Source organism: Limnochordia bacterium (genome assembly GCA_023230925.1).
Lineage (GTDB): Bacteria > Bacillota > Limnochordia > DUMW01 > DUMW01 > JALNWK01.
On the sequence record JALNWK010000005.1, the window covers coordinates 1 to 16432 of the forward strand.

Below are 16432 nucleotides of genomic sequence, written 5' to 3' on the forward strand. Positions count from 1 at the left end.
TACACAACATATATTCCACACGTAAAAACAAATTCCTGCCCGTTTTGCGTGGTTTTTTGTGTGAATGTAGGCGAACAGACAAGACCACTTTTCTAGCAGACTTCCGCAACTATGATTTTGCAAAGCATGGAGGGTCATTCACAAGAAGATGAGCAAGAAGCTAAATACTAATTGGCTTGTTATCGGGGGGTTCATCGTCATAAGCTTGGACGTATAATTCACCCTGGGTATCAATAAGGGCAAAGAATACATCTTGGGGGCTGCTAACGCCATGTCCTTGAAGCTCTTGGATTAGCCAGGACTCATCTAATTTGATTTCCTTAAGGTTCTTATGGATGACTTGGCCGTCCACGATCAATGGATAGGCAATACCCTCATAACCTGTAGGAATGCCTAGATCCTCAGGGGATACCGGTCTTTTGCTCGCCCTGGGGATCACGCTTAGGGTCCCTGAAGCTTCAAGAATGGCGAACTCCACATCCGCAGGATTAGTGTAGCCTTTCTCTCGAAGCTGCAGAAGTAACTCATCAACGGAATACCGTTGTTTTCTAAGCTCGCTTTCTACGATCTGTCCGTTTCGGACCATAATCGCCGGCACACCGGAGAGAAGGTCTCTGATGATAGGACTTTTTAGGCAAAGAAAGGCCAGTCCCACCTGCATAATGAGTAACACCGCCATTGGGATCAGACCATGGGAAATGGGAATATTGACGTTTTCCATCGGAATTACCGCAAGTTCGGCAATCATGATTGCAATGACCAGATCAAAGGGGGAGAGCTGACCGATCTCTCTTTTTCCCATCACCCGGATGATTGTAAGTACAGAAAAGTACAGAAGGACAGTACGAAATACCATAATGGCAACCTCGCCCATCACATCCAACCCTTTCAACCAGTACTAAGGCCAATATAGTATTGGTTGAAGCCGCGTCCATTATTCCTTGCTCTTCACATAGGGAATGGTCTGAGGCCCCTCCGGTAGAACACAGATGGTTGCCTCAGGATCCCGCTGTAGGATCCTTTGGAGCACGTCCTCTACTCTGCCGCTAGGCTGCAGATGGGCCAAGGAAATCTCTTCATCCGAAAGACAACCGCTGACCATGTGTATCTTCGCTCGCTGGAGAATCAACGCGAGGATTTGGGCCTGCCATTGGTCGGTCATCGCAAATCCAGGAGCATAAACCATATCCAGTATATCCTGCGCTGATTTGGTAGCCTCTAGGATTTTCTTGAAGTTGCCATGTTCCGGAACACCATCCCAACATTCAGCCACACAGACAATATCACCGCCGGACTTTACTACCCGAGCAGCCGCGGACATGCCCTTAACCGCTTGATACAGGTTAAGGTCCAAGGGATATCCGCTATTGGTGGTAATAACTACATCAAAGTAATCCGCAACCGGACACATGCTGGTCTTGTTAACAAACTCAGTCCCTGCACCATGCACCTCGTTAAGCCTTCCAGCCCATACCCTGGTAATCTCCTTGTTTTTGTTTACGGCCACATTAACTACTAGGTGCACTTCAGTCAGGTGGGCTATCTGCGAGATCGCCTGATGGACCGGATTGCCCTCTAAAATACCCCAGGTGGACTTGGGGTGCCCAATAAGCTGAGCACTGTGAATGTACATGATGTCATCGCGACTTGCTATTCCTGGTGCTACAGATTTGGGGCCACCGCTGAATCCTGCAAAGAAGTGGGGTTCAATGAAACCTGTTAGAATCCGCACAGATGCTTCGAGGTATTCCTTATGTAAGTGAACCTCATGCCCATTTGGCAGTGTTCCAGCAAAGGCATATGATTCGGGCTTGTCTGCTACAGATTGCACGATCCGGTAGTTATCTACAATATCTTGCCCTAACATACCAATTAGTTCATCCCGGGTATTGGCCCGGTGCATACCAAGGGCATTGATTAGAACAATGTTCTCCCTAGGCACGTGATCCAATTCCTTCAGGATCACCGGTAAAATCGTACTGTTAGGAACCGGACGGGTAATGTCGGAAAAAACAATCGCTACCCGATCCTGGGAAGTTACCGACTCCTTTAGTGGTTGACATCCCAAAGGGTTTTCTAAGGCCTGTTTTACAGCGCCTTGAGGGTCCCTTTGGCCCACTACAAAGTTTGGTTCTATCACCGTCACATTTTTCGAGGGCAGCTCAACTTCCATGCCAGCCCGTCCGTAGGCAAGTTTGACTTTCATTTGGGACCTCCTATAAACGGATCCTCCTGAACTATAGCCTGCGTGGCCCAGCAAATACAGGGTTCAGGAGATTCTTGTTCAAATGTTACTCCGTTCTTAGTATGGGCTCTTCTCGGTTACGAACTAACACCGAGCTTATCGAAAAAGACTCGATTTCGCTTCTTAGCATCATTGAGTATCTTACCATCGGATAAGAACTTCGAAAGAGGCGTTGAATTTCTAGTTAAACGTATAGGATCCTAACTCATCGGGTGTTCGCGTAAGACTGTATTGCTCACTAAACGGTTTCAGAATCACTGACGTTGATTGGTCGCTGATTGTTATCAAGCTTGTCCGGCGTTAGATTGGGCTTAATCTAGGCAATCGCTTCCGGTATATGTATTAGCAAGTACCTATACTGCGCCGTCTGACTAATGGTGAAACCCTTGATCTGCTCTAGTTTTCCACGGCCCACAGTGGCCAAGCACTCACCTAGGTAGTCTCTCCCGCTACTCAGCATATTGAAGGATAATCGATTCCAGATCAACATGGTCATCTAGATATGGACTTGTCAATACGCCAACATACCAAAAGCCCTCTCGGTCAAAACAAACGCCGTCTCACTTCCCGCGGTCCTCATCTTTTCCTCGAATAGTTGCGTGAGAACTATAGTCTGATCACTATCTTGGAGAATGAGCTACGGGTTATCTTCATTTAGAAAATATACCAGGCAATGCTCGATAATTTCTGTAGCACTCGTATCAAGCTTCTTTCGTACATCCTCGCTATATTCAGGTAAATGTCGACAGTAACGCTAGTCTGGCTCTTCGCACTAAACCTTTTATCCTCAATGCACGATCTAAAGAATAAGCTTTCGTTTCACGAAGATCCCGCTCCTGCTGTATGTTCCAAAAAGCCTTATTCGTTTGGCATTGCACTAGTTGACCAATCGGGACATGACTAACGATTACCGATACTGCTCACCATGTTCTTTCTAGCCCCATATTTAAGTGACCATTCAGCAACTTCCGTTAACGGATTAGAATGTCCGGTCTTAAGAACGTCCCGTTTTCTGTGTGCACTTCAATCAGTGGCCACTGGGAAGTAGTGGTAACGATCTGGGGGCCATCATTTGTTACAAGAATAGTATCCTCGGATTTGGTACCGGCGATAGATGGATTCCAGGCCATGGCCTGATTTACTTCGATCTTTAGGTCTGTGTTTGGCTTCGCGATTAGCTCTCTGGTCCAGTACCCAATGATTCCTCCCTGATGGTGGAGCTTCCATTGTTCGCCAAACCCCATCTTCTCATAGATCTTAATACCGGAAGACAATACGTCTTTGAGTCTTCTCCCGGGGACACTGTCACCAATGAGGGTAGCATCCACCTGGACTATGGCCTGGTGCTTTCGTTTCAGTTCATCGTCTAAGGGTCCAAAGTGAATCAAACGAGTAGCTGCAGCCTGCACACCTTTGTATCTAGCAACACAGGCCACCATAGCATACTTTTCCACTTCCTTGTTGGTGGGAATTGGGTGTCTGAATCTACTGACCCGCTCATCGCCAGCCACCAGCAATACTGTGGGCGTTAGCTCCCTGGCAAAAAGCGCCCCGGCCAGTTGCCCTGCTAGTTCGTATTCAGTATCACCGGGGACGAGCTCTTTGCATACCTGACCCAAAGCCTCTCCCACCAAGCGGCCTGCTGTGTTTAGTCGTTCTCGTTCTTCCGGACCGAGGACTGATCTGAGAATACCTAATTCAGACTCCAATAGTACCGTGCCAGGAACTGATGTATCACTACCGATTGTCCTGCCCGCTACCAGTTCCTCAACAAGATCAGAGAAGTCCCCTTCGTACCAGTTGAAGACCCGACTTTTGAACAGGGTAGAATCAATCTCTTCCGCAAGTAACCTGGGGGTTTCAATATTATTCGCAACAAGGTAAGCTTCATCCAAAGTAATCACAAGCCTTGCGGCACCATCCCTTGTAGCTAGCCCCACATGACAGTCTCCCCCACCGGTCAGCCATGAGAAATTATGCTGCAAGCTCACCACTAAAGCATCTAGACTACGCTCTTTTAGTAGCTGCCGTACTCTACGGATGTTCCGGGCAGCAATAACTGAGTTATCCAATGCCAGCACTCCCCCAATCAGCGAGGAACTTCTTGATCCCGATATCGGTAAGAGGATGTGCAACCATCTGCTTTAATACCTTAAACGGTACCGTTGCCACATGGGCCCCGGCCTTCGCCGCCTCAACCACATGTAAGGGACTACGAATACTGGCAGCGATCACCTCGGTGGGCAATCCGTGGATATCATAAATCTCCACGATATCTCGAACAAGCTCCATGCCAAAATGGGAGATATCATCCAGCCGTCCAATAAAGGGACTAACATATGTGGCTCCGGCTCTGGCTGCTAGCAAAGCCTGGCTCGCAGAAAACACTAAGGTAACATTAGTTTTAATCCCTTGATCTGAAAGACGGTGAACAGCCGTAAGTCCATCAGCGGTCATGGGAATCTTAATGACAATGTTTTTGGACCACTTGGCCAGCTTTTGTGCCTCTGCCACCATCTCATCGGCAACAAGACTAATTACTTCGGCGCTAATCGGCCCATCGACAATACCGGCAATCTCCCGGATTACCTCTTCGAAGTTACGGCCCTCTTTTGCCACCAATGAAGGGTTTGTGGTTACACCGGAGATGACCCCCCACCCATGAGCTTCTTTAATCTCATCAATATTAGCTGTATCAATAAAAAACTGCACGCCCATCACTCTCCTTAAGTAGTTTGGCGTATTAGAACTGCAGCGAAACACTTACTCCACCAGCAGTGATCTCCTGGAAGTTCTCGCTGGCAATAGCCGCATCAACCTTGGCAACTCCCAAGGAAAATCCAGTTCCAAGGGTATAAGTCCTACCGTCTTCCTTGGACATCATCCCCGCACGTAGACTGGCTACTCCTAAGAAACGTTTTTCCACGCCCATATAGAGGGCTTGGGACGGTGTTCCAGGATCCTCAATATCACAAGCGATCACAAGACCAGTTAGAGGCGGTTTGACTGCGACACCCCCACGATAGCGAGGTTGCAGTTTCTCTACCCACTCTGTTTCAGTTGTCTCATCCGCGTAATCAGTCTCATTACCCGTCCACTGAATTCTTCCTAGCAGGTCAACCGCGCGGATACCTGCGGTAATCACCGGAGTGGCCTCTACAAGTACACCAGCATCCACCGCATAGCCCCGTCCTTCAGCGCTACGTTCCTTATATTCCGCTTGGTTTAATGAGTAATACCGTCCATACAACACCCTTAGATTCCCGCCCGCATGTACCACCAGTAGACTTGGCGGCAACTGATAGGGAGTGGTGGCACCGGTAAGGGCACCACTTATAATAGCCTTTGCCTCACCCACTGGTTCTTCGGACTGCCCTTTGGTAAAGTTGGCATTGGCATCTACAATCACATTGAAACCCAAGGCACTGCCCGAAAATCCAACCTGTCCCGCCAGGTCCAAGGACGCTGGTAGTTCCAGTTCAGCGGGTATCTGTTGGCTTAATACCATTTCCCATACATCCTGCAGTTGCATTGAAGATGAACGTAAGGTAAAAGTAGGATTCACTGACAAAAACCCAATCTTGCGGATAGCCGCAGGATTCCAGTAAACAGCCCCGTTATCGTCGACAACTGCCACATAGGCACCGCCCATGCCTAAGGCCCGGGCCCCAGGAAACACATTGTTGGCATAGACTCCGCTAATACCTCCGATGCAAAGAACAGTAATAATTATGGTTATGAGTGCTGTTTTTTTTCCCATCAATGTTGTCGCCTCCCACATCTTAGCCGCCTGTGATCATCAGGCAGCACCCACTATTGCCTAACCTGCTATTTCTTCACTTTGTTGCCCCTTTGCATCTTGAACAATAATCGCCTTGGTGGGACACTTCAGTGCACATTGTCCGCAATTGGTACACTTGGTGTAATCAATACTAGCTAGGTTATCTGTGACAGTAATCGCCTCAAAGGAACACGCCTTTACGCACAGCCCACAGCCGATACAACCTACCTCACAGACGCTTCGGACTACTTTGCCCTTCTCCGTTGATTTACACTGCACATGCACAGTCGACGTCACTGGCACAAGTTCGAGCAGCGAACGGGGACAGGCTTGGATGCACTTACCACAGGCTGTACATGTGTCAGCATCAACTTCGGGTAATCCTACTTCAGTTAGGTGGATCGCATCAAAGGCACAGACCTTGACACAACTTCCCAAGCCCAAACAGCCGTACTGACATTCCTTAGGTCCCCCATATTTTAGTACCGCGGCCCGGCAGTCTAGGGCTCCATCATAGTCGCCTCGCTGTTTAGCTTTGTCATTGCAGCCACCGCATTTAACGTGGGCCACCTTACGAGGACCAATATCGGTGGCTTCCTTTCCTAACAAAGAAGCAATCTTCTCCACAAAAGCACTGCCACCCACAGGACATGCGTTAATCTCTGCCCTTCCTTCAACCACCGCCTCAGCATAGGCTCGACACCCGGCAAAACCACAGGAACCGCAATTAGCACCGGGGGCTGCATCGGCAATCTCATCAATACGGGGATCGCTTTCCACTTTAAAACGCTGGGATGCCCACACAAGACCAAAACCGAAGACAGTACCCAAAATCCCCATACTCACTGCAGAAACCAATATATCGTTCACTCTAAGGTCCCCCTCCTTCTCAAACCGGCACTAGTCCGGAAAAACCCATAAAGGCCAAGGACAAAAGACCAGCCACAATCAAGGCGATCCCTGAACCTTGTAGGCACTTGGGAACATTGCTGTAGGCCAATTCCTGTCTAATTCCAGCCATAATCACTAACGCCAAAGTAAAACCTAACCCGGCCCCTAGACTAAAGACAATAGACTGGATCAAGGTATACTCCCTAAGTGCAATCAGCAGTGCCAGACCCAAAATGGCACAATTTGTGGTAATTAGGGGTAGGAAAATGCCCAAGGAACGATATAATGCCGGACTTACCTTATGCAAGAACATCTCTACAAACTGTACTAGGGCAGCAATTACTAGAATAAACATGGCGTACTGCAAAAAGGGCAGGCCAAACTGAACTAAGATATACCGGTTTAGCAACCAAGTTACCACACTGGTCACACTCATGACGAATGTCGTTGCCATCCCCATGCCCAAGGCGGTATCAACCTGTTTGGATACCCCTAGGAAGGGACAAATCCCTAGGAACTGAACCAAAACGAAGTTATTGACCAGAACCGACCCGATGAATATGAACACTAGCTGTTCCATCCTTAGCCCTCCTTCCTGCCCGTAAGCGTAGTGCAGAACCCTTAGACAAATTGGTACTCAACCAGTTAATTAGGCCAACCAAAAGGCCTAAAGTAAAGAAAGCCCCCGGCGGTAGAATCATGATCACCCATTCGGTAAACCCTTCCCACATAATTCGGGTCCCAAACAAAGTGCCAAATCCAAGAAGTTCCCTAATGGAACCTAAAATAACAAGGGCCATGGTAAAGCCTAGACCCATTCCTAGAGCATCCAAGATGGAACGAGACACGGGCATCTTCGAAGCAAAGGCCTCGGCCCTTCCTAAGATAATGCAGTTAACGACAATTAAGGGCACAAACAGCCCCAAGACTCGATGAATTGATGGTAAAAAGGCGGCCAGGAATAGATCAGCCACAGTAACAAAAGTCGCAATGATAACAATATAGCAGGGAATTCGGACCTCACTTGGAATCTGGCGCCTAAGTAGGGAAATCATAGCGCTGGAACAAACCAACACGAATGCAACAGAAAGGCCCATAGCAAGACCATTAGTGGCTGTGGTTGTCACCGCTAACGTAGGACACATCCCGATCATCATTCGAAAGGTGGGATTCTCTTTCCATAGCCCCCGCACAAGATCTGCAAACATGATTACCTTGATCCCCTTTCCAGAACCCCCAGTTGTGGTATCAGCTCCTGGGCAATTTTGTACACATAATCGTTGACAATATTGGTGACAGCCTTACTGGAAATGGTAGCACCGGTAATAGTATCAATCTCTTTATCCAACTTGCCGCTTGCTTCCTTTCCGATGAACTGCTCGGTAAACCAGTCCTCCTCAATTCGGGCTCCCAAACCAGGGGTTTCCACATGCTCCAACACTCGTACACCACCAATAGTGCAGCCCGGCAGCTCCATCCCAATCAAAACCTTAATACCACCTTGAAACCCCGGTCCAGTCACCACAAAAGCCAGTCCCACCGATTCTCCTTGCCCATCGTGTCCTAGATATATTTCATCTGCAAAGGAACTAGGGTCAAAGGACACATCCGCTGACTCCAACTTGGTGAAGGAAGAAGCCTCAGGTAGTACCGCACCTATGGAATCCGCTAACCTTAAGGCCGCATGTTCCTCGATCTTCGGGTTAGCGTAGTTGTATACAACCGCAAGCACCACCCCTGCACCAACGGAAACAATAATCAAGGCAAGAATCATCTTTGCCCCACTAGACATGGTGCTTCACCTCCCCGAAAATGCGTGGTCGGGTATAGTGATTCAAAAGGGGTGAGATGGCATTCATCAGTAGGATCGAGAAGCTAACCCCACCGGGATAAGCGCCATAGAGTCTGATCAAAACTAGTAAAACACCAGCCCCAATACCATAAATCCAGCGTCCCTTTTTCGTAATTGGAGTAGTTACAAGGTCGGTTGCCATAAAAAAGGCACCTATGATCAAACCGCCGGCCAAAAGGTGGAAAATGGGATCCTGCCCCAGGATCCAGGTAAGGATAAATACAGTACCCAGATAACCCGCAGGGATCCGCCAGTCGATATATCTTTTATAGATCAACAATGCTGCTCCAACAAGGAGAGCAATGGTAGATGTCTCCCCAAGACAACCACCGACGTTTCCGACTATCAGATCAAGATAGGAGGTTCCCACACCCTGCATTTTCATCAATGCCAAGGGCGTGGCCTGTGATATTCCGTCGAAGGGCCGCGTCCATGTTGTCATGGCCACTGGAAAGGCCGCTGACAGAAACAGTCTGCCCACCAAGGCCGGGTTAAAAGGATTCTGCCCAAGACCACCAAAGACCTGTTTGCCGAGGAATATAGCCACAATAGCACCCATCGCCGCCATCCAATAAGGAAGAGTTGGCGGCACATTAAAAGCCAACAGTAATCCGGTAACAAGGGCGCTACCATCCCAGATTGTAATCTCAAGACCCCGTAATTTCTGGATAACTGCCTCGGTAAACATCGCGGATACAACGGTTATGACCGTAAGGGATAATGCCCGTAAACCAAAATAATAGATGGCGCAAACCAAGGCTGGCACCAACGCCAGTGCCACAGTATACATGATCTTTGCCACTGATTCCTCACATTTTATATGGGGAGTGGCCCCCATCATCAATTCTAGCCGATGCTCTGCCTCTTTCGCCAAAGCATTCGCCTCCCAGACTATCCTACTTTTTGCCTCTTCAAACTCAATTGGGCCTTGGCCATCTGGATCCAGTGCACCAAGGGTCGTTTTGCCGGACAAACGAAAGAACAGGAACCACATTCGATGCAGTTCATGGCCCCATACTCCTCAGCCGAGTCAAACTCATCATGTTCAGCAAAACGGGCGATAAGACTAGGCAAAAGAAATGTGGGACATACCTCAACGCACCGACCGCACTTAATGCATGGTTGCACTGCTTCCTTGCGAGCCTGCTTCCTACTTAGCACCACGATCCCCGATGTACCCTTAATGACTGGCACAGAAAGATCCGTAATGGCGACACCCATCATCGGTCCCCCAAGAATGACTTTACCTGGTTGGCCCACAAAACCTAGACACGCCTCAATAAGGTCACCAACGGACATTCCTAAGGGTACCAAATAATTGCCGGGCCTTGCAACGCCTTCTCCACTTACTGTAACCACTCGTTCAACTAAAGGCCATCCCCTTGCAATGGCCTGCCATACGGCATAGGCAGTCCCAACGTTATTAACCACAACACCCACATCCATGGGCAGACATCCCGTTGGTACTTCCCGTTTTAGTATACTGAAAATCAGTTGTTTTTCAGCACCCTGAGGGTACTTCGTTTTTAGTGGAACAATCCGAAGCGAACCATCGTTAACTTCTTGTAGTGCAGATAGGGCGGCAGGCTTGTTGTCTTCAATACCAATGAACACCTGATTTACCCCAAGGGCCTTGGCCAAGGCTCGCACACCGAAGATAACCTCCTTGGGGTACTCAATCATTAGGCGGTAATCCGCTGTAAGATACGGTTCACACTCACAACCATTAATGACTAACGCGTCAATCTTTTTTTCCCGGGGTGGCATAAGCTTAATGTGGGTAGGAAACCCTGCTCCACCCATACCTACGATCCCGGCCTTTTCGATAATTGAGATGATCTCATCGGGCTTTGCTTCCGCTAAGCTCATAGGTTGCAGGTCCGTCTTCCACCCCTGCTCCTCTCCGGTCTCAATAACCACTGCTAACACATCACGTCCTGAACAATGAGGTTGCAAAGAAACATCGACAACCGTGCCACTAACACTTGCACAGACATTAGCGGAGATCCTTCCACCGGATTCAGCAATGAGTTGCCCTTTCTGTACTACGTCACCTTTCTGAACAACGACCCTGGCCGGTGCCCCAATGTGCTGCTTGACGGGAAGCACAACGCGCGATGGTGTCGGTACCTTGCTGATGGCACAATCATAGGTCAGCTCCTTACGATCTGCCATGTGCACGCCTCCCCGAAAGCTACCAATTCCCACCAGATTCACCCCTCAATATGAGCTTTAGCATCTATAGAAAAGAAGCGACAATCACCCTACTATTTTATTAGCTAGAGGACCGTTACATGAACATAATCAGTCTATCACGATTGTCCCCTGCACGCAAGATACTCACTCAACCCCAGCGGCCTGTAAACGACTGATTGCCCTTTCCAAAGCAACTTGCGCGCGGGCGGCGTCAATTTTCTCCAACTGGATTCGCCTTAAGCGCTCCTCTGCACGGCGGCGGGCCTGCCGGGCCCGTTCCACGTCTATCTCATCTTCCCGCTCGGCGGTCTCGCTCAATACAGTAACCACATTGTGGCTAACATTAAGATAACCGTTGTGCACGGCCAGTCTTTTCTCCGACTCTGGGAACTTTATATGAAACACCCCTGGCCGAAGTACGGTAACCAAAGGCGCATGTCCGGGGAGAATCCCCACATCTCCATCAGCAGTTCGAGCAATGATCATGTCCGCCTCACCATCAAACAAGGTTCGTTCAGGAGTCATCACTCGCACTTTTAGTCTATTACCGGTCAAAATATCACCCCGCTCACAGGGACTTGGCTCGTTCCACGGCCTCGTCGATGGAGCCTACATAGCGAAAGGCTTCCTCGGGCAAATGATCATGTTTCCCTTCTAGAATCTCCTTGAAGCTACGCACGGTCTCATCTCGTGGTACATAACGTCCCTCATATCCAGTATAGGTCTCGGCGACGAACAGCGGTTGTGATAAGAACTGCTGGATCCGCCGAGCTCGACCTACTACCTGTTTATCATCGTCGGAAAGCTCATCCATACCAAGAATCGCAATAATGTCCTGCAGCTCCCGATATCTTTGGAGGATCTCCTGTACCCCCCGGGCCACCCGATAGTGCTCCTCACCAACAACACGGGGATCAAGGATGCGGGAAGTAGAAGCCAAAGGATCCACTGCCGGATAAATACCAAGTTCAGCAATGCTCCGCTGCAGATTGGTGGTTGCATCCAAGTGGGCAAAGGTTGTTGCCGGTGCCGGATCGGTATAGTCATCTGCGGGCACGTAGATAGCCTGAATTGATGTCACCGAGCCCTTCTTTGTCGAGGTAATTCGTTCCTGTAATTGACCCACATCAGTGCCCAAAGTTGGCTGGTATCCTACAGCCGAAGGCATTCTACCAAGCAACGCGGATACTTCGGACCCGGCCTGGATGAATCGGAATATATTATCAATGAACAGTAACACATTCCGGCCTTCTTGATCACGGAAATACTCTGCCATTGTCAATGCGGAAAGGCCCACCCGCATACGCGCACCGGGCGGCTCATTCATCTGACCATAGACCAATGTGGTCTTATCCAGTACCCCCGATTCCTGCATTTCTAACCACAGCTCATTACCTTCCCGTGTGCGCTCACCCACTCCCGCAAAGACGGAAAAGCCTCCATGTTCAGTGGCAATATTGCGAATTAGCTCCATAATTAATACGGTCTTACCTACACCGGCACCCCCAAAAAGGCCTACCTTACCCCCCTTGGCATAGGGGGCTAATAGGTCGATAACCTTAATGCCAGTCTCTAGAATCTCCGTAGCCGTCTCTTGCTCTGTTAGTGGTGGAGCACTACGATGAATTGGCCAATAGGTGTCAGTCTCCAGCTTTGGTCCTTCATCTACTGTCTCACCTAAAACGTTGAAGATCCGACCTAGGGTGGCTGTTCCCACAGGTACTTTGATCGCACTACCTGTGTCAATAACCTTCATCCCCCGGACTAATCCATCGGTGGAATCCATAGCCACACAGCGCACCACATTATCACCGATATGCTGCATCGTCTCAACGACCAGCCGTTTGTCTTCCCGTTTCTCGTCTATCACATGAAGGGCGTTATAAATAGATGGTAGGTTTCCTTCGGGAAACTCCACATCCACTACCGGTCCTATTACCGCTAATACCCTACCCTCGTGCATACATATTGCTCCTTCCTATGGGCATATTAATCGCTACAGCGCTTCGGCACCACTGACAATCTCGATCAGCTCAGTAGTAATCATCTGCTGCCTGGCTCGATTTAACGAAAGTTCTAGTTCATCGATGAGCTCCTGGGCATTGTCCGTCGCCGCGTCCATGGCGGTCATGCGACTGGCAAACTCCGCCACCCTAGCATCTAATAGCGCGCCATATATTTGGGACTGAACATAATCGGGTATAACACGCTCCAAGATAAACTCAGCAGATGGTTCATAGAGCACTCCATCAGGATCTGATCCATCAATGGTCGGACTTATTGGAAGCAGAGGCCGCACCTTGATCTCTTGACTGAGTAAGGTTCGCGAGTGCATATAGACCACTGTTAAGGAACCAATGATCCCTTCTTTGAAAAACTCGATAACTAACCTTCCCATATCCTTTGCTTGCTCGTAATCGGGAAAATCACCTATCTGCACATATTGAGCAAGGATCTCCTTCCGACGGAACCGCAGAAAATCCCGGCCCTTCTGTCCTATTATAATAAAGCAAGCATCGGGCTTTGCTGTGTCAACAACATGCCGTAGCAGATTTGCATTATATCCACCGGCCAGACCCAAATCAGAAGAGATAACAAGGTAGCATGGCTTACCTTGGCCCTGCTTAAATAGGTCAAGATCCAAGTACCGACCATCTTGGATTACCAAATTAAGCAGTTCCTCCATTCCTTTATAGTAGGAAAGGTAGCCTTTGAACCGGGCATCAGCCTTTTGCAGCTTCGCCGTTGCAACCAGTTTCATCGCCCTAGTGATCTGCTGAGTACTACTTACGGATTTGATATGCCGCCGTAAATCCCGTGTACTTTCCATAGATTATCTCCCTCAGTCAGTGAAAATTTAACTTACGCGATGAAGTCTTTCTTAAATTGCTCCAGAGCACCCTGTAATCTCTCTTCCGTCTCCTGGCTCAACTCACCTGTGGTTTCAATGGCTTTGCCCACTTCATCATGAAACTTATTCATATACCCAAGAAACTCCCGTTCAAAGTGCAACACACTGTCCACGGGTAGATCATCAAGGTAACCATGAACAGCCGCATAAATAGCGATAACCTGTTCGCTTACCGACATTGGCTGGTATTGACTTTGCTTTAGAATCTCCCTGGTTCGCTCCCCCCGGGTAAGACGGGCCTGCGTTGCTTTGTCCAATTCAGAGGCAAATCTAGCGAATGCCGCTAGTTCTCGGTACTGAGCCTGATCAAGCCTCAACCTTCCTCCCACTTGCTTCATCGCTTTAACCTGGGCAGCACTTCCGACCCTGGATACCGATAGACCGACATTAATTGCAGGTCGAATCCCGGCAAAAAACAAATCGCTTTCCAGATAAATCTGCCCATCGGTAATGGAGATTACGTTAGTAGGAATATACGCGGAAACATCACCGGCTTGGGTCTCAATAATCGGTAAAGCGGTCAACGATCCGCCCCCCTGCTCATCGCTTAGCTTAGCTGCCCGCTCCAGTAACCGGGAATGCAAGTAAAACACATCTCCCGGGAAAGCCTCTCTACCAGGAGGACGCCGCAAAAGCAATGACATCTCTCTATAAGCATTGGCATGTTTAGACAGATCATCATAAACAACTAAGGCATGCTGACCGTTGTACATAAACTCCTCCCCTATCGCACAACCGGCGTAGGGAGCCACAAATTGAAGAGGAGCTGGTTCGCTTGCTGTGGCAACAACAACCACAGTGTAATCCATGGCTCCGCCTTCCTTAAGTGTTTGTACAATCTGAGCCACCGTAGAGGCCTTCTGACCGATGGCTACATAAATGCAATACACACCTTTGTCTCTTTGGTTTAGGATCGTATCGATCGCGATGGCAGTTTTACCTGTTTGCCGATCTCCGATGACAAGCTCCCGCTGGCCCCGCCCAATAGGGATCATGGAGTCAATGGCCTTGATGCCTGTCTGCAGAGGTTCAGACACTGGTCGGCGTTGGACGATCCCCGGGGGTCGACTCTCAATAGGACGATACTTCGAGACAGCAATAGGTCCTTTGCCATCTAGGGGTTGTCCTAGGGAGTTAACGACCCGTCCTAAGAGGCCTTCTCCTACAGGAACTTCAACTACACGTCCTGTTTTTTTGACCTGGTCCCCTTCATGGACTAAACTTACTGAGCCTAACAAAACAGCGGAGATGATATCCTCTTCCAGATTAAGTGCCATGCCGTAAACACCGTTGGGAAATTCCAGTAACTCGCCCGCCATGACCGATTCCAACCCAAAGATCCGGGCAATTCCGTCTCCAACGGTAAGTACGGTACCGACCTCCGCTACGTCAATTTCCGGTGTGAAACCGTCAATCTGCTCCTTAATTATGGCACTGATCTCTTCAGGTCGAATACGCAACTACACCACCCATTTCGTTCCAGTTAACTGTGATAAGCCAGTTTCTTGCTTAGCGTTTGCAGGGCAGACCTAATACTGCCATCAATCACCCGGTCACCGATGGTGATAACCATTCCGCCGATCAGGGCAGGGTCAGTCACCTTCCGCAGGGATACCCGTTTTCCGGTAAGCTGCTCAAGACGCTGATGCAGTTGACTTTCCAACTCCACAGGCAAATCAATGGCACTGGCTACTTGCACTTCCACAAGATTCTCATAGTCTTTCATTAACCTTGCAAACTCTTCAGAAACCTGCATAAGCTCCTTGGCCCGCCCCCGCTCAAATAAGAGGACAAGTAGGTTAGCCACTTCCCTACTGAAATGGAGCTCACATACTTTCTCCAGGATCTGTACTTTTTCAGCTGGCCTAATCCGCGGATACATCAAAACACGATGCAAAAAGGCGCTCTGTTCCAGTACCACCTTTATAGCGGAGAACTCAGCTGCATAATGTTCTAATTTAGATTGTTCTTGGCCGCATTCGAATATGGCCCGGGCGTACTTTTTCGCAACGATGGACATTAGTTTTCACCTGTCTGTTCGCTGTCAATATGCTGATCTAATTGGTCAATGAACTCCGTTAGCAAATCCTCATGGGTCTTGACATCCAGATTCTTGGAAATGATCTTTCCTGCAGCAGCCACAGATAAAGCTGCCACATGATCGGTCAATTCGCTAATTGCTTTCTGCTTTTCCTGTTCCAATTCACTTTGGGTACGGTTCTTCAGTCGCACAATCTCTTCTTTCGCCTCTGCAACCATTTCCTTTTCCAACTGTTTCGAGCGTTCAACGGCCGCATCAATTATCTGTTGGGCTTCCTCGTGGGCCTGACTTACCTTAGCCGCGTACTGACGATGCTCCTCCAACGCTGCCTCCCGCTCTTTCCTTGCTTCCTCTATATCTTTGGCAATACCCTGCTTCCGCTGCTCCATGAATTGGCTTAGTGGCTTGTGCAACAGCCAGTACAGCAAAGCGGTTAGTACCAAGAAATTGACCAATTGTTGAAGAAAAACCCAAGGATCTAACAAGCTACTTCCCTCCAATTACCCCCTACAAGG

General features: G+C 49.0%; 17 protein-coding genes. All 17 read right to left on the bottom strand.

The annotated features are described in order from the left end of the window. Positions 1 to 160: 160 nt before the first annotated feature. Entirely contained in the window at positions 161 to 874 is a 714-nt protein-coding gene (locus M0Q40_01515) for a DUF421 domain-containing protein (GenBank protein ID MCK9221298.1), read from the bottom strand. 60 nt (positions 875 to 934) lie between these two features. After that, positions 935 to 2206 (bottom strand): nickel-dependent lactate racemase, encoded by a 1272-nt coding sequence (gene larA / locus M0Q40_01520; protein ID MCK9221299.1) that lies wholly within the window; start codon positions 2204 to 2206, stop codon positions 935 to 937. Between the two features lie 1010 nt (positions 2207 to 3216). Continuing rightward, on the bottom strand, positions 3217 to 4317 hold the full coding sequence (locus tag M0Q40_01525) for a M24 family metallopeptidase (GenBank protein ID MCK9221300.1): 1101 nt from the start codon (positions 4315 to 4317) through the stop codon (positions 3217 to 3219). Beyond that, entirely contained in the window at positions 4310 to 4957 is a 648-nt protein-coding gene (gene fsa / locus M0Q40_01530) for a fructose-6-phosphate aldolase (GenBank protein ID MCK9221301.1), read from the bottom strand. The genes M0Q40_01525 and fsa overlap by 8 nt, the downstream gene beginning before the upstream one ends. A 31-nt stretch (positions 4958 to 4988) precedes the next feature. After that, positions 4989 to 6005: a hypothetical protein gene (locus tag M0Q40_01535; protein MCK9221302.1), complete on the bottom strand. Its 1017-nt coding sequence runs from the start codon at positions 6003 to 6005 to the stop codon at positions 4989 to 4991. Positions 6006 to 6065: 60 nt separating this feature from the next. After that, positions 6066 to 6896, bottom strand: a complete 831-nt coding sequence (locus M0Q40_01540) for an RnfABCDGE type electron transport complex subunit B (protein ID MCK9221303.1) — start codon at positions 6894 to 6896, stop codon at positions 6066 to 6068. Positions 6897 to 6915: 19 nt separating this feature from the next. Then, the gene (rsxA, locus tag M0Q40_01545) at positions 6916 to 7497 is read right to left on the bottom strand and encodes an electron transport complex subunit RsxA (GenBank protein ID MCK9221304.1); all 582 of its coding nucleotides are present in this window, start codon (positions 7495 to 7497) and stop codon (positions 6916 to 6918) included. Then, positions 7451 to 8125 carry an electron transport complex subunit E gene (locus M0Q40_01550; protein MCK9221305.1) on the bottom strand — a complete coding sequence of 225 codons (675 nt, stop codon included), beginning with the start codon at positions 8123 to 8125 and terminating at the stop codon, positions 7451 to 7453. The genes rsxA and M0Q40_01550 overlap by 47 nt, the downstream gene beginning before the upstream one ends. A gap of 2 nt (positions 8126 to 8127) precedes the next feature. Next, the gene (locus M0Q40_01555) at positions 8128 to 8709 is read right to left on the bottom strand and encodes an RnfABCDGE type electron transport complex subunit G (protein ID MCK9221306.1); all 582 of its coding nucleotides are present in this window, start codon (positions 8707 to 8709) and stop codon (positions 8128 to 8130) included. After that, positions 8702 to 9610, bottom strand: a complete 909-nt coding sequence (locus tag M0Q40_01560; protein ID MCK9221307.1) for an RnfABCDGE type electron transport complex subunit D — start codon at positions 9608 to 9610, stop codon at positions 8702 to 8704. Before M0Q40_01560 ends, M0Q40_01555 begins: the two co-directional genes overlap by 8 nt. A 50-nt stretch (positions 9611 to 9660) precedes the next feature. Then, a complete protein-coding gene (gene rsxC, locus M0Q40_01565) occupies positions 9661 to 10944 on the bottom strand; it encodes an electron transport complex subunit RsxC (protein MCK9221308.1) in 1284 nt (427 codons plus the stop codon). Positions 10945 to 11109: 165 nt separating this feature from the next. Beyond that, positions 11110 to 11520, bottom strand: a complete 411-nt coding sequence (locus tag M0Q40_01570) for a F0F1 ATP synthase subunit epsilon (protein ID MCK9221309.1) — start codon at positions 11518 to 11520, stop codon at positions 11110 to 11112. A 13-nt stretch (positions 11521 to 11533) separates the two neighbouring features. Then, complete coding sequence (gene atpD, locus M0Q40_01575; GenBank protein MCK9221310.1) at positions 11534 to 12928, bottom strand: F0F1 ATP synthase subunit beta; 1395 nt, start codon at positions 12926 to 12928, stop codon at positions 11534 to 11536. Between the two features lie 33 nt (positions 12929 to 12961). Then, a complete protein-coding gene (gene atpG / locus M0Q40_01580; GenBank protein MCK9221311.1) occupies positions 12962 to 13795 on the bottom strand; it encodes an ATP synthase F1 subunit gamma in 834 nt (277 codons plus the stop codon). A 32-nt stretch (positions 13796 to 13827) separates the two neighbouring features. Continuing rightward, the gene (gene atpA / locus M0Q40_01585) at positions 13828 to 15336 is read right to left on the bottom strand and encodes a F0F1 ATP synthase subunit alpha (protein ID MCK9221312.1); all 1509 of its coding nucleotides are present in this window, start codon (positions 15334 to 15336) and stop codon (positions 13828 to 13830) included. A 23-nt stretch (positions 15337 to 15359) separates the two neighbouring features. Further along, positions 15360 to 15896, bottom strand: a complete 537-nt coding sequence (atpH, locus tag M0Q40_01590; GenBank protein ID MCK9221313.1) for an ATP synthase F1 subunit delta — start codon at positions 15894 to 15896, stop codon at positions 15360 to 15362. Continuing rightward, a complete protein-coding gene (gene atpF / locus M0Q40_01595) occupies positions 15896 to 16402 on the bottom strand; it encodes a F0F1 ATP synthase subunit B (GenBank protein MCK9221314.1) in 507 nt (168 codons plus the stop codon). The genes atpH and atpF overlap by 1 nt, the downstream gene beginning before the upstream one ends. Between the last annotated feature and the right edge of the window lie 30 nt (positions 16403 to 16432).